Annotated in this window: 15 protein-coding genes; 10 read left to right on the top strand and 5 right to left on the bottom strand. The window is 41.3% G+C overall.

What is annotated here, in order from left to right; all coding sequences use genetic code 11:
- The first annotated feature begins 5 nt into the window (after positions 1-5).
- From pyrD to rmf, 7 genes are all read left to right on the top strand, one after another.
- On the top strand, positions 6-1016 hold the full coding sequence (pyrD, locus tag B5D54_RS03650) for a quinone-dependent dihydroorotate dehydrogenase (protein WP_078925122.1): 1011 nt from the start codon (positions 6-8) through the stop codon (positions 1014-1016).
- A 201-nt stretch (positions 1017-1217) separates the two neighbouring features.
- Positions 1218-1766: a cell division protein ZapC gene (locus tag B5D54_RS03645; RefSeq protein WP_078925121.1), complete on the top strand. Its 549-nt coding sequence runs from the start codon at positions 1218-1220 to the stop codon at positions 1764-1766.
- Between the two features lie 532 nt (positions 1767-2298).
- Positions 2299-4440, top strand: coding sequence for a bifunctional 23S rRNA (guanine(2069)-N(7))-methyltransferase RlmK/23S rRNA (guanine(2445)-N(2))-methyltransferase RlmL (gene rlmKL / locus B5D54_RS03640; RefSeq protein WP_078925120.1), 2142 nt, complete (start codon positions 2299-2301; stop codon positions 4438-4440).
- Positions 4437-4679, top strand: a complete 243-nt coding sequence (locus B5D54_RS03635) for a glutaredoxin family protein (RefSeq protein ID WP_078925119.1) — start codon at positions 4437-4439, stop codon at positions 4677-4679. The genes rlmKL and B5D54_RS03635 overlap by 4 nt, the downstream gene beginning before the upstream one ends.
- The gene (locus tag B5D54_RS03630) at positions 4657-6576 is read left to right on the top strand and encodes an ABC transporter ATP-binding protein (RefSeq protein WP_078925118.1); all 1920 of its coding nucleotides are present in this window, start codon (positions 4657-4659) and stop codon (positions 6574-6576) included. Before B5D54_RS03635 ends, B5D54_RS03630 begins: the two co-directional genes overlap by 23 nt.
- Before the next feature lie 8 nt (positions 6577-6584).
- Complete coding sequence (locus B5D54_RS03625) at positions 6585-8255, top strand: DUF3466 family protein (protein ID WP_078925217.1); 1671 nt, start codon at positions 6585-6587, stop codon at positions 8253-8255.
- 165 nt (positions 8256-8420) lie between these two features.
- Positions 8421-8594 (top strand): ribosome modulation factor, encoded by a 174-nt coding sequence (gene rmf, locus B5D54_RS03620; protein WP_078925117.1) that lies wholly within the window; start codon positions 8421-8423, stop codon positions 8592-8594.
- A 119-nt stretch (positions 8595-8713) separates the two neighbouring features.
- Here the strand turns inward: rmf and fabA are convergent, their stop codons facing one another.
- Both fabA and B5D54_RS03610 read right to left on the bottom strand, forming a co-directional pair.
- Positions 8714-9232, bottom strand: coding sequence for a bifunctional 3-hydroxydecanoyl-ACP dehydratase/trans-2-decenoyl-ACP isomerase (gene fabA / locus B5D54_RS03615; protein WP_078925116.1), 519 nt, complete (start codon positions 9230-9232; stop codon positions 8714-8716).
- 71 nt (positions 9233-9303) lie between these two features.
- The gene (locus B5D54_RS03610) at positions 9304-10950 is read right to left on the bottom strand and encodes a S16 family serine protease (protein ID WP_078925115.1); all 1647 of its coding nucleotides are present in this window, start codon (positions 10948-10950) and stop codon (positions 9304-9306) included.
- 168 nt (positions 10951-11118) lie between these two features.
- Here B5D54_RS03610 and matP point away from each other — a divergent pair, with 168 nt between their 5' ends.
- From matP to B5D54_RS03595, 3 genes are all read left to right on the top strand, one after another.
- Positions 11119-11568 (top strand): macrodomain Ter protein MatP, encoded by a 450-nt coding sequence (matP, locus tag B5D54_RS03605; RefSeq protein WP_078925114.1) that lies wholly within the window; start codon positions 11119-11121, stop codon positions 11566-11568.
- A gap of 11 nt (positions 11569-11579) precedes the next feature.
- The gene (locus B5D54_RS03600; RefSeq protein WP_078925113.1) at positions 11580-11894 is read left to right on the top strand and encodes a DUF3634 family protein; all 315 of its coding nucleotides are present in this window, start codon (positions 11580-11582) and stop codon (positions 11892-11894) included.
- A gap of 126 nt (positions 11895-12020) precedes the next feature.
- A complete protein-coding gene (locus B5D54_RS03595; RefSeq protein WP_078925112.1) occupies positions 12021-12359 on the top strand; it encodes a hypothetical protein in 339 nt (112 codons plus the stop codon).
- A gap of 207 nt (positions 12360-12566) precedes the next feature.
- Here B5D54_RS03595 and yciH read toward each other — a convergent pair whose 3' ends face one another.
- From yciH to B5D54_RS03580, 3 genes are all read right to left on the bottom strand, one after another.
- Positions 12567-12878 carry a stress response translation initiation inhibitor YciH gene (yciH, locus tag B5D54_RS03590; protein ID WP_078925111.1) on the bottom strand — a complete coding sequence of 104 codons (312 nt, stop codon included), beginning with the start codon at positions 12876-12878 and terminating at the stop codon, positions 12567-12569.
- Positions 12879-12885: 7 nt separating this feature from the next.
- Complete coding sequence (locus B5D54_RS03585) at positions 12886-13263, bottom strand: DUF3319 domain-containing protein (protein ID WP_078925110.1); 378 nt, start codon at positions 13261-13263, stop codon at positions 12886-12888.
- A 257-nt stretch (positions 13264-13520) separates the two neighbouring features.
- Positions 13521-14525 (bottom strand): D-alanine--D-alanine ligase, encoded by a 1005-nt coding sequence (locus B5D54_RS03580; RefSeq protein WP_078925109.1) that lies wholly within the window; start codon positions 14523-14525, stop codon positions 13521-13523.
- Positions 14526-14527 lie beyond the last annotated feature (2 nt).

The following is a 14527-nucleotide window of genomic DNA, read 5'->3' as shown; positions in this document are numbered from 1 at the left end:
GCAGTATGCTTTACCGCTTAGCCAGAGCTGGCTTTTTTCAACTGGATGCTGAAAAGGCGCATGATCTCGCCATTCAAAATTTCAAACGTTTCACTGGTACACCTCTTGATCTCTTCTATCGTCAACACCTACCTCAACGTCCTGTTGAATGTATGGGACTCACCTTTAAAAATCCCGTCGGCTTAGCGGCAGGGCTTGATAAAAATGGGGAATGCATTGAAGCATTTGGAGCAATGGGGTTTGGTTTTGTGGAAGTTGGGACTGTAACTCCTCGTCCTCAACCCGGCAATGACAAACCGAGATTATTTCGCTTGGTACATGCGGAGGGAATCATCAACCGTATGGGATTTAACAATCTTGGGGTGGATCACCTGATAGAGAATGTTAAAAAAGCCAATTATGACGGTATTATCGGTATCAATATCGGGAAAAATAAAGATACACCAATAGAGAAAGGGGCTGAGGATTATTTGATCTGCATGGATAAAGTGTATCCTTATGCGGGTTATATTGCTATTAACATCTCTTCTCCCAATACACCGGGGCTGCGCACTCTACAATATGGTGAAGCGCTTGATGAATTGCTGTCAACCTTGAAAGCCAAACAGACAGAATTGGCCGAACGGCACAATAAGTATGTCCCGCTAGCATTGAAAATTGCGCCAGATTTAACCGAGGAAGAGTTAAAACAGATTTGCCAGTCATTACTGAAATATCATATTGATGGTGTGATTGCGACCAATACCACATTGGATAGAACATTAGTAGAAGGGATGAAATTCGCTAATGAGGCAGGGGGGTTAAGTGGCCGGCCATTGCAATCTCGCAGCACAGAAGTGATCAAGCAGCTTTATCAAGAGCTGGGTGAACAAATTCCCATCATTGGTGTAGGTGGTATTGATTCTTATATCTCAGCGAAAGAAAAGCTACTTGCTGGGGCCAAGCTAGTTCAAGTTTATAGTGGCTTTATTTATCAAGGCCCTAAACTTGTGAGTGATATTGTCAAAAATTTATAATTGATGGCAAGTACGAAATGTGAAAGGTCATATTTTTAATCACTTTTTAAAAGTGACAAGGTGACTTTCAGAGGAGGTGAATCATTCATTTCCTCTTTTTTTTTATTATCCCCTTCCTAAAATGGCTCTAATAGATAACTGAAGGTAATGACGTGGTTTACCTTATCGTTTGACCATCCCGGTAAATAGAGAGCCAGAATAATGCTAAAACCCAATGATAAATGGCGTTGGTACTATTCAGATAGCGAAGGCTATTTGATGCTCGACCTCGGTGAGGAGATAGTGTTTCGCACGAATCTTAGTCGAAATTTACTGGTTGATTGCGCATTTTCAGACAATCATTTTTCTGTTGATGATGCATCGGATTACCAAACCTATAAAGAGTGTATTAGTGGTTTAGAATTGCCTGAACCACGTAAAGTTGAATTAATCTTGTACTGTGTCGCGGCGAAACGCTTCCATAAGCCTGTTCAGCCAAGAAGTTGGTTTTTTGATTACCAACAATCGGGTGAGGAATTAGCGCCTCAAGAAGGGGATATGGTGAGTTTGGTTAACAGTTATAGCCAAGGTTATTTCATTGTTCTCGAAGTAGGAGAGTGTGCGAGCTTATGTGCTTTGGTTGATCGCCAACCATTTATTTTAAATGGGTCTAAAACATTAGAATTTGGGCAGGTGATCAAAGTGATGCATGACAGAATGGCATTGGCTAATCATATTTTGCAACCCGAGCTTATTGCTTTGGTTGGTTAGTTTCCCTAGTTATTTTCGTTCCTTTGTTTCATTTCCCATCGGCGTTTCGCCGATTTTTTTTGTTTTAAATTCGACATAGTGTGGCTAAAACTCTACGACTCGCCGTTGGAGAAGGCGACATTCTGCGCATTTTTTCTCTTCTTTTTTAATCAGACGTGACACCCCTTAAGCGGTGAAACCCGTAAATATCCATAAAAATTCCCTTTTTACCTACATTTGTTGTTAAATTACAGCGACATTATCTAATTGGTATAGTCCAAATTTAAGGTGAATAAATACTCACTTCTCTTTAGGTTTAGTCAAAAGGTAACTAATTCATCAGAAGGGATAAGTGAGTCGAGTGGAAATGGTGGTTGCTTTTATTCAACTTGGAATGAGCCCTTTTCAAGAGAGCTGGGTGATTGTTAAAGTGTTTAACTGCTTAATGATTAAACAACCTAAGGCTTTTTTGGTAAAATTCGTTGTTTAATTTAGCCATGACCTTTAGTTGTCAGCTATAATCTGAAACCATTTTTAGCAGTTAAAGAACACTATGAATCAATATCTAGCGGTGACCTCCAATGGTCTTGAGAACCTATTAGTAGAAGAACTAACCCAATTAGGGATTTCTGATGCCAAACCTGTTCAAGCCGGAGTTAAGTTTACCGCCTCCAACGAACATATTTATCGCTGCTGTTTATGGAGCCGGCTTGCTTCTCGATTCGTACGTGTAGTTGCTGAATTTACTTGTCAGAATGATATGGACTTATACTTATCGGCGACAGCAGTTAACTGGGTTAATCACTTTCATAGTTCGAAGAAATTTGTTGTGGACTTTAATGGTACTAACCGTGAAATCCGTAATAGCCAATACGGTGCCATGAAAGTTAAAGATGCCATTGTCGATTGTTTTAGTAAGAAGAACTTGCCTCGTCCATCGATCAGTAAAGATCAACCTGATCTTCGGATTCACGTTCGACTCCACAAAGAAAAAGCCTTACTCGGTATTGATATGGTAGGGGCAGGGTTACATATTCGTGGCTATCGTCCAGAATCTGGTCGCGCTCCTTTACGAGAAACATTAGCTGCCGCCCTTATTCTTCGTAGTGGGTGGGAGCCAAGCCGCCCGTTGCTCGACCCCATGTGTGGTTCTGGTACCTTATTAATTGAAGCGGCGATGATGGCAGCCAATATCGCTCCCGGCTTAAAAAGAGCAAAATGGTGCTTTGAAGCTTTAGAAGACTTTCAACCTGAACTCTGGGCAGAGATAAAATCAGAAGCGGCCGTTCAAGCACGTAAGGGTGTCAAAAAAACTGGCACTAAGTTTTTTGGGGCTGATAATGACCCTCGTGTTTTGCAAATGGCAAAAGAAAACGCCCGACGAGCAGGGGTTGATGAACTGATTCAATTTGAGTTAGCTGATGCAGCAAAACTGACTCGTCCACAAGGTTTTGAGCATGGTGTGATCATATGTAACCCACCTTATGGTGAACGGTTAGGTACTCATCCCGGTTTGATTGCTCTCTATACTGCCTTTGGTGGGCAGTTAAAAGCCGAGTTTGGTGGCTGTCAGGCTTCTATCTTTTCAAGTTCTGATGAACTACTGAGTTGTTTGCGCATGCGGGCAGAAAAGCAGTTTAAATTGAATAATGGTGCGTTACCTTGTCACCAAAAAAACTACACGATTGCAGAGCGCGATACTTCTCAATTAACGGATTCATCAAGCCCGTCACTCATTGCCCCTGATTTCGCTAATCGATTGAAAAAGAACCTCACAAAAATCAGTAAGTGGGCAAAACGAGAAGGGTTAGACTGCTATCGGATCTATGATGCAGATCTTCCTGAGTACAACGTCGCTATTGATGTTTATTTAGATCAACTCGTCATCCAAGAGTATGCGCCGCCCAAAACGATTCCTGAAGAAAAAGCTAAACGTCGCTTAACTGACATCATTCGTGCTGCGATTCAGGTGACAGGCACCGATGCAAATAACGTGGTACTCAAAGTGCGTGAACGTAAGAAAGGCGCGGCTCAGTACCAAAAATTAGCTCAGCAGTCTCAGACATTCACGGTGAATGAATACGGGGTCAAATTGTTGGTTAACCTGCATGACTACTTGGATACGGGGCTATTTTTAGATCATAAGTTAACTCGACGTCGTCTTGCACAAATGGCCAAAGGAAAAGACTTTCTTAACTTATTTGCTTATACCGGCTCGGCAACGGTTCATGCCGCTTGTGGCGGAGCTAAATCCACCATGACGGTCGATATGTCAAAAACCTACCTTGAGTGGGCGAAAGAAAACATGAAGCTCAATGGGCAAGTCGGGCGGCAACATCAGTATGAACAAGCGGACTGTTTACAATGGCTAAGCTCGGCGAAAGGATACTACGATTTAATTTTTATTGATCCTCCTACTTTTTCCAACTCAAAGCGCATGGAGCAGACATTTGATGTGCAACGAGATCACATTCTATTGATGGAAAACCTTAAACGAATTTTACGCCCCGGTGGAACCATCGTATTTTCTAATAATAAGCGCCATTTTAAGATGGATATGGAACAGTTGGATGAACTTGATTTGCTTGCGCAGAATATTTCAGCTCAGACATTACCCATGGACTTTGAGCGTAACAAGCAAATCCATAACTGCTGGTTAATTACCCATAAACCACAAGAGCAGGGGCGAGTGTGATCACTGTCTATAGTACCTCGGGCTGTCACTTGTGTGAGCAAGCTTATCAGCTGCTGACACAAGCGAATATTGCCGATCCGATCACTATTGTGGATATTGCTTTTGACGATAAGCTATTCTCTCGTTACGGTGTCACCATACCTGTGGTCGAATTTCAAGGCGTTGAACTCAATTGGCCTTTCGATTTTAATGAATTAACTCAGTGGTTAGAAAATAATGGCATTAATTACCATTCATAACGGGTTACTGGCGTTCGGTGACCACCCTTTATTGGATCATGCAGACTTTGCTTTGCAAGAAAATGAACGTGTTTGTCTTGTTGGCCGTAATGGGGCCGGAAAATCGACACTGATGAAAGTGTTAGCCGGCGAGATTTTAATGGATGATGGCAAAATGCAGATCATGCAAGATGTCGTTGTTTCTCGTTTAGAACAAGATCCGCCACGTGACCAACAAGGTAATGTGTATGATTATGTGGCAGGTGGCTTAAAAGAAGCAGGGGAACAACTTAAGATCTATAACGATCTGCTTGATCTTGTGACTCATTCGCCAACTGACGCCAATATTAAGAAATTATCCACGGTTCAAGAGCAACTGGAACATTCTGGTGCTTGGCGATTTGAAGACCGAATTAATAATGTTCTCACGGCGTTAAAACTCAATGGTCTGACGAAACTGAGTGAACTTTCCGGAGGTTGGCAACGAAAAGCGGCTTTAGCACGCGCTTTGGTATGCGAGCCCGATGTTCTGCTTCTTGATGAGCCGACTAACCATTTAGATGTCACAACGATTGAATGGTTGGAAGGTTTCCTTAAAGATTTTCGTGGTTCCATCATTTTTATTTCTCACGACCGTACGTTTATTAAAGCAATGGCCACTCGTATTTTGGATTTAGACCGAGGAAAACTGAACTCTTTTCCTGGCAATTATGATCAATACCTGGTTGAAAAAGAAGAGCAATTGCGTGTAGAAGAGATGCAAAATGCTGAGTTTGATAAAAAGTTGGCTCAGGAGGAGATCTGGATTCGTCAGGGCATAAAAGCCCGTAGAACACGTAACGAAGGCCGAGTGAGAGCCTTAAAACAGTTACGACAAGAACGAAGCGAGCGACGTGAAGTTCAAGGTAAAGTGAATCTTAAAATTGATGATGGAGCTCGCTCAGGAAAAATTGTATTTGAAGCGGAAAACCTTAACTTTTCAATTCAAGGCAAACCGATTGTTCGTAACTTTAGCTTTAATATTATGCGGGGAGATCGCATTGCACTGATTGGCCCGAATGGTTGTGGGAAAAGCACTTTACTTAAGCTGTTACTGGGTGAACTGACCCCTGATAGCGGTCGATTGCACTGCGGCACAAAATTGGACGTCGCGTACTTTGATCAGTATCGTGAGTTACTCGATCCTGAAAAAACAGTGATTGATAATCTGGCGGATGGAAAACAGGAAGTGACAGTGGCAGGGCGTCAACGTCATGCCTTAAGTTATTTACAAGACTTTTTATTTGCGCCTAAGCGCGCAAGAACGCCGGTTAAAGCCTTATCGGGCGGAGAAAAAAACCGCCTATTACTGGCAAGAATTTTTCTAAAACCGAATAATTTATTGGTACTTGATGAACCCACTAACGATTTAGATATCGAAACATTGGAACTTTTAGAAGATTTACTTGCCAACTATCAGGGCACATTATTATTGGTTAGCCACGACCGTGAGTTTGTTGATAATACTGTGACCACAAGTTGGATTTTTGAAGGTAACGGAGAAATTGAAGAATTTGTTGGTGGCTATCATGATGCTCAGCAACAACGTCAACAAGTACGACAAACTCGAGCAAGTGAAGGTGCAGTACAGAAAGTTGAGCCAGCTATTGAGCAAACGCCCAGAGCTGTATCATCAAAGCCTAAAGCGAAGAAGTTATCCTATAAACTCCAACGCGAGTTGGAAGCTTTGCCAGCCCAACTTGAGCATCTAGAAGAGCAAATTGAAACGCTACAGTCACAGGTGAATGATCCCAACTTTTTCAGCCAAGCTGTAGAGATTACCCAACCCATTTTAGATAAGCTGGCTGCTTATGAGCAGGAGCTTGAGATTGCTTTTGAGCGTTGGGAAGAGCTTGAAGCAATGCAACAGGACAGTTAATGAAACGAATGAGTAGTAATACGTTTAAACGGACGTTGGTGAGTGCCGCAATTTTAGCTTCAACCTCAGCATCCGCTGCACTTTATAAAGTGGTTGAGGTTAGCCCATCAACAAACTTTGATTATAAGAGTAGTTATGGTGTCGCCATTCAGCCAGGTACGGTAGAGTCTTCGTTAGGCTGCTTTGGTGATGATTCGTGTTCGGAGTTTTTACTAGCCGGAGAAACGCGATTAGTTGAAGCTCATGCCGGTGAAGCGGTCGATGGGCTTAGCTACCGAGAAGAAGCCCCATTTCGGCTGGATAATAGGTTTATCTATGTACAAGATAATAATGATTTTAAAAACTATTGTAGCAGTGAACTTGGCTATTCAATTTGTGATACATGGGCATCCATTCGTTGGAATCTTTGGTCTGCAGAAATAAAGGGAAGTACAATACCCAATTCGATAGCCTTTATTGAGAATTACACTGGCCCCTTATTAGATGATAGCCAAAATATCGTTATTAATAGTTTAAACAAAGATGGAGATCCTGTCGGTATTGTTTCTGAACCTGGAAATGTGACAGGGTATCGGCGAAATTCAGTTCAAGCGATTGTTGGAGATACGACTATCAATGAGGGGCTGCAGACTCGAGCTTGGAAAACGGATGGTATTTATACCGTCGGTAGCATTGCTACTGCGAATACAAATAGCCAAGGGGATTACTATACTTCGAAAGGGGCGATCTGGAAGAACAGCACTGATGCTATTCAGGTATCGTGGGGGTCAGGTGTTGCAGCAAAACGAGATCAGCTTTTAGCGCAAGGTAGCCTCCGAGATTTTGTTATTTCTGAGTCAGATCTTCTCTATGCTGTCGGGTTTAATACTTTCTATGAAAAGTATCACTATATGCAAGCGAGTGTTTCTTTATTGAGCATTGATGGGGATGGTAGTCTTAGTGAGAGTAAAACCGTTGAAGTTAAAGGGGCTACAGTTTATTCCAATGGTGGGACAAGTGGGGATAAAACCCATACTAACTCTCTTTTGACTTCTGTAAATGAGAATTTAATCGCTATTGGTGAAGCAAAACGCTCCAGTGTTGATAAAGGCGCATACAATAATCGACTGTTTATTGTTCCCGATGTTTCTGCGGATTCACCAACCGCTGCATTCTTATCGGGAGGGATTTTCTTCGATGGTGCAGGGGGAAAAGCTGGCGCAATTAATAACTATAATGAAATGGTTGGCCAAATTGATGCCGATAACACTCGTGAAGTCAGTGGTAAACCACGTCGTAAACGCGGTTTCATTTACCCATATAATAGTACTGGTACCGAAAGTGATCGTCGAGCTATCTTTGATAACCAAGCTTGGTGGCTAGATGATCTTACCAATGGTGGCGATCTCTCAAATACCAATAACCAATACCGCATTATTGATGCGACCGATATTAATGATGCCGGTGTTATTGCGGCAACCGCATTTAAATGTAACGGCGGTTATGATTCTACTGCTCACAATGCTACCTGTAGTAATCAAGAAACTACGGTTGCGGTTAAGCTTATTCCAATCGCAGGCGCAACGAGCGCTGATATTGTTCAGCGAGGTACCGATGAGCAATCTACCGAACGTACAGGTGCTGCGATAGGGCTGTGGGCTTTGATTCTATTGGGGCTATTTGGGTTCCGTAGAAAGTAACGATAATTTGTCAAATAGGGCACAAGTTCACAGATTTGGACTTGTGCTTTTTTTTGACTTGAGAAAGACGTTTTTTTGACCGATTCTTAATGATGTGGTCATAAAGATACCACATGGCTTTAATAGTTGTATGTTAGACACAAGTTACCGTATGAGGACAGCACTATGAAGAGACAAAAGCGTGATCGCCTAGAAAGAGCGCAATCTCAAGGATATAAAGCAGGGTTGAACGGTCGTTCCCCTGATGAGTGTCCTTATCAACAAACGGACGCTCGTTCATATTGGTTAGGTGGTTGGCGTGATGCTAGAGATGACAAACACTCTGGTCTCTATAAATAATTTTCCACATACACTATGGATCTTAGCCCCGAAAGGGGCTTTTTGCTTTTATCCTAGCGCACTATCATTACACATTTTATTCTTAAAATAAGGCAGCAATAAGACGCCGCCTATCAAATTTAAAATGCTGAAGTATCTTGGAAAAGACCCACTTTAAGATCTTTAGCAACATAAATTTCTTTACCATCAACAAGAACGCGGCCATCGGCAAGCCCCATGACTAATTTACGGTTAACGACTCGTTTCATATGAATTTCATACGTAACTTTTTTCGCTGTGGGGAGTATTTGCCCGGTAAATTTAACTTCCCCAACACCGAGTGCACGACCTTTACCTTTTCCACCCACCCATCCAAGAAAGAAACCGACGAGTTGCCACATAGCATCCAGCCCTAAACAACCAGGCATCACCGGGTCTCCGGGGAAATGGCAATCAAAAAACCAAAGATCAGGGGAAATATCCAACTCTGCAAGAATCAGCCCTTTACCGAAATCTCCTTCGGTTTCTGACATTTTGGTCACTCGATCCATCATTAACATATTAGGTGCAGGTAGCTGTGGATAGCCCTCACCAAATAATTCACCACGGCTAGAGGCAAGAAGGTCATCACGATTGTATGAATCACGTTTGTTATTCATTATTTACTACTCCAATTTCTAATAGGAAGCATGTTAGAGAACAGGTGTACGCTAAACAACTCCGATCAGTACTAGACAAACCAGTTTTTGATCCGTTCTAGCAGTCCATGTGGCTGAATGTTTTTTTCAAAATAGGCGATTCGATCAGCAATTTTACTGATCACACTTTCGTCATCATCGCCTCTAAATGGTTTACTCATTAAAATGGGAATCGCTTCATCAACCGTTGATACCGGCCAGATAGAAAACTGTCCATTTTTAATACTTTCCACGACTTGGGGATGTAGGGCTAGATGTTTTAAATTACTTTTGGGTAAAATAACTCCTTGCTGCCCAGTAAAACCTTGGTGCTGACAGACTCGGTAAAAACCTTCAATCTTTTCATTCAACCCACCAACGGCTTGAACTCGTCCAAATTGGTCAACGGCACCGGTTACCGCAATTTGTTGATCTATCGGATATTCAGAGAGTGCACTCACTAAAGAGCAAAGCTCAGCCAGCGAGGCGCTATCCCCATCCACTTCACTATAAGATTGCTCAAATACAACAGAAGCAGAGAAAGGCAAAGGTACATCTAAATCAAGCGCACTACTCACAAAGGCTTGCATAATCATCATACCTTTCGCATGTAGATTCCCACCCAATTCCACTTTACGTTCAACATCGGCGATATCACCATCACCAAAGTGAATAACACAAGAAATTCGAGCGGGTTCACCATAAGAGATAGGGTGTCCGGCTACATCAATCACCGTTAAACCATTCACTTGACCTACTTGTTGACCTTGAGTTTCGATAATAACTTGCCCGTCAAGAATATCATCCAGCGCCCGCTCCGGTAGATAAGAAGACCGATAATAACGGGACTCAACCACTTGAATTACGTGTGATTGCTCAATGATGTTTCCTTGAGATTCAATGGCGGCCTCTTCAAGCAAAGCTCGGTGCCACATTAAACAGAGCGGGGCATAATGCTGATCTTCCGTGTATCTTGCTCCAGCGGTCATCACTGCTTCAATCGCTTCTTTGGTTAATAAAGGCAAGTGATAACGTTCAACAATCCAACGAAGATAGCCCAAATAGAGAGGGATAGAGCTATGATCTATTTTTATGTCTAACTCTAACTCACTAAATAAGCACAATCCGGCATGAATATCCGCATCCAAGAAATCAATATCACCAAGTTGATGGCGGTCACCGACAATGATTAATTTAATGTTATAGGATTGGTGAGGCAAAGACGATAACAGTGATCGTTTGTCACAATTGATTGGGGATATATTTTCTCCGAGTAAAGCTGATTTTAGCTGTGACCAACAGCGAGGGTTTGTTAGCAACAAGTTTGCCGAAACAATGAGATAACCATTGTGAGCTTGCTCTAACAACCCCGACGTTTGAGTGATAACTTGTCCATTTTCATCAGCTTTTATCTGGCCAAAAAGTACAGGCATATCTAAAGTTTCCGTTCTAATGACGGGCACCTGCGGCTGCTTGTTTTGTATCTGTTCTTGGATCAAAGAGCGGTAGATAGAATTATCTGGCGCATTAATAAGCAAAACTCGGCTAAAGCCCTGTATTTGTATGAAACGCTCTATTGCTTGAGAAAGGCGATGCTGAGTCTGAAAAAAGGAATAGACAGGGGCTTGTTCAAACTGAGCAAATAACAAGTCAAAATCGTCATACTGGGGCGTGACTAAACGCCAGATATCTTGTGTCATTGAGTCATCGAAGTGATTAAAAGGACTGAAATTATATAGAAAAACCCTAGCAACGAATAGCTTTGTTATGCTTAATGATCTGTATCGTGTTTTTTTATGCCGATAATTGAAACTTAATCATGGCAGGGTTACACTGTCACCCTAGTTTAGAGACGGATTCAGCGAAAAATGAAATATCAACAGCTCGAAAATCTGGAATGTGGTTGGAAGTGGCAGTACTTGATGAAAAAATGGAAAGATGGTGAAGCCATTACGCGCCACATTGATCGAAGTGTCGCTGAAACTGCCATTCTACAGCTTAAATCACTTGAACATGAGCCGACCTTAGTCCTTGATTGGATTGAGCAGCATATGGCCATTACGTTAGATAACAAGCTTAAACAAGCAATCAGAGCGAAACGTAAGCGACATTTTAATGCAGAGCAGCTTCATACTCGTAAGAAATCGATTGATTTGGATTATCGAGTCTGGGAAAAATTATCATTAAGAGCAAATGAACTTGGTTGTACTTTATCTGATGCAATTGAATATTTATTGAGTGAAGCATCACGCAGTGAAAAAGCCAGCCGAGCGGTAAACAGCTTAAAAGAAGACTTAAGTAAATTGTTATCAAATTAGGATAAATTAATATGCTTTACACCATTATCATTGCTGGTATTGTCATTTTCTGGTTAGTTGCCGTTGATCGTCCCGTTTTAAAAGTAAAGTTTAAAGCAGGTCAAATTATTGCTTCTAAAGGGCATTTCCCTCCAACCTTTAAGCACAATGTAACTGATATTGCAGAATCGACCCCTTTTGATGGTGAAATGAAGGTTTATCATCAAAGAGCAGGGATGAAACTGACTTTCTCTAAAGCCGTACCTAAAAAGGTTCAGCAGCGTATCCGTAATGTTTTCCCTCATCAAGGTTTTAAAAGCAGAGGAAAAGTAAAGAAAAGTCACTAAACATATAAACTGAGTAGCATCACTAATTACATTTTCTTATTAACTTTGTCGAACTCTGACCTAATCAAACTAACGCGGTTAAATAAACCCTGTATGCTCTAGTCACGTTGTGATTAGGAGTATGTCATGGATAAACAATCGATTTTAGTGGGGTTAATATTGAGTGCTATGGTGATGCCAGTTTTTGCGGATGATGCAGAACATAACCCAACAGCAAACAAAATTAAGCATCAACTGATCAAGAGCCTAAAAAAGAACCAGTTTGCATTGTCTGGTTACTGTGATGTATTCCTCTATATGCGTCATATCACTGACAATCAAGCGGAAGTAAGAAAAATTACGTCAACAGGTTCATCAAATCAATGTCGTGAAATCAAACGGCACATCAAGATAGGAAAGCGGTATCCTTATCAACAACCTGAGTACATAATTAGAATTCAAATTGAAGAAAAGCACTTGTGGTAATATAGAAACCATCATCAACTGAAAATATGAATGTATTCTTTAAATTTAAAGGAAAATTCTTATGACAGTGGGAAGAATGTGGAAATGTTAAAACTCAACATCACAGTGCGCATTACGTATATTATGTTAAATTAAAACCCGATAAAAAAGAGCTTCTTACTATATGCCCTTTTTTCTGACAGTTCGTTAAGCTCGAACTATGAGGATTTAGCCTCCAGCGAGTTTCACCGTAAAGCCTTTCTTTTCTAATAATTGTTTGATTTTTTCTCGCATATCTCCTTGAATCTCTATCTCTCCATCTTTGATTGAACCGCCACAACCGCAGCTTTTTTTCAGTTCTGCTGCGAGCAATTTCAATGGCGTATCATCAAGATCTAACCCTTTAATGATTGAAACCCCTTTTCCTTTACGTCCTTTAGTTTCTTTATGGATACGAACAATACCATCACCTTGGGGGCGTGATTTTTTTTCTGGTTCCGGTTGAATACGGCCTGTTTCAGTCGAGTATACCAATGTCATAGAATGCTTACTTTCTTAGTTGAGTTTCTGTTTTTTGCTTTGCGAGAAGATGAGCTTCGATATGTTTTTGAATAGCAACTTTTGAGCCTTTAATTAAGCGGCCATTGAAAAAGCAATACCATGCGTTAGGTTCTCCTGTGTCATTTTTTAAGGTAAAACCATTAAATTGTTCTTGAGTTGCTTTAAGCTCTCCTTCCCGTTTCCTTCCCACTGATTCAAACTCGCTGGGATCAATAATAGCGGCAGTATCACACCACCAATCAATACTCTTTTTAACAGCAGCCATGTTTCCCGTTAAGACATGAGTTTTGATTTTGACTTGCCAGATATCGGCTGAGTTTGGTGCCGACTTCAAAGTAAATCCTCGGTAAGTTGCTATCGCCATAGAGATCTGCTTATTTTTGTGGTTAATAGGTAAATGATAATTGTATCTGACGGGTTCGCAAGTATATTTGTCTATAAATAACAAACTTATAATGCGCTTCCTCTAGTGATTCACTTGGTATTGATACCGCTAAACCGCGTGTTAGACAAGGAAATAAAGCAAAAAATTCGGCCATTGACCGTGGGTTAACTGCAGTGCCAAATCAATATTGAGATCAGTTGACACCGCAGAAATAGGCGAGCTAATGTTTGCTCATTTTAAGTGGTAGGAATAAGTGATTGATGAATACAATCAGCTAAAAACTCGCTAAATTTATGCCCATTATGCTCAAGCATTTTGGGGAACATAGAGATAGGCGTCATTCCTGGAAAAGTATTAACCTCATTAAGGTAAATATGACCTTGTTCTGTCAGAAAGAAATCGATTCGAGAAAGGTGCCTTAACTTCATGTGTGTAAACACTTTTTTGGCATAAAGATGAATGAATGTTTGCTGTTGTTCTGTCAGGTTTTGAGCTTCCACTTCCGTTTTGGAATGGCTATCGGCGCTATATTTTTCATCATAACTATAAAAAGCATCATCTGGTGCAATAATTTCCCCTGGTTTGGAAATATAAAGCGTACCGTCTAATTCATACGCGGCCACTTCTAATTCCCGAGGTTTTACCGCTTGTTCAACAAGAACTTGTTCTGAATAGTGAAACGCTGATTCCACCGCTTGACTGACTTGATCAAACTCAGTCACTTTATAGCATCCCACCGAAGAGCCCTGCCTTGCCGCTTTAATGAATAAGGCTCCCCACTTTTCAAAAGCTTGCTCTGCGCTTTGTTTGCTTTCAACGCTATTTTCGGTAAGAAAAAGATAAGGCGTATTAGGGATACCTAAAGCGTCATACCAGAGCTTAGAGGTGATTTTGTTAAAACTGTTGGAGCTCGCTTCTGGGCCACAGCCTAAATACGGAATGCCTGCTAATTCAAGCATAGATTGAATATCACCGGTTTCACCGGGATAACCATGAATGCAAGGAATAACAAAATCTATTTTCTTGGACCAATGTTCTGCATTCAGTGATGCGGTATTGGTATCAAGAAAAACGATCTCCTCCGATTCAGTGAACCAGCCTGTAGGTTTCATTTCAACGCGAATGACATCAAAGTCAGGAGTAAGTATAAGTTGCTGTTGTAAGTAATTAGCCGAAACTAAAGAGACTTCATGTTCTGACGAGCCTCCACCGCACAGAAGTAAAATAGTGGTCTTTGTCATTA

The sequence above is a fragment of the Vibrio cincinnatiensis DSM 19608 genome, assembly GCF_900167345.1.
Taxonomy (GTDB): Bacteria; Pseudomonadota; Gammaproteobacteria; order Enterobacterales; family Vibrionaceae; genus Vibrio; species Vibrio cincinnatiensis.
Note: the sequence above shows the minus strand (reverse complement) of the source record. Positions and strands in the feature narration are given on the sequence as shown.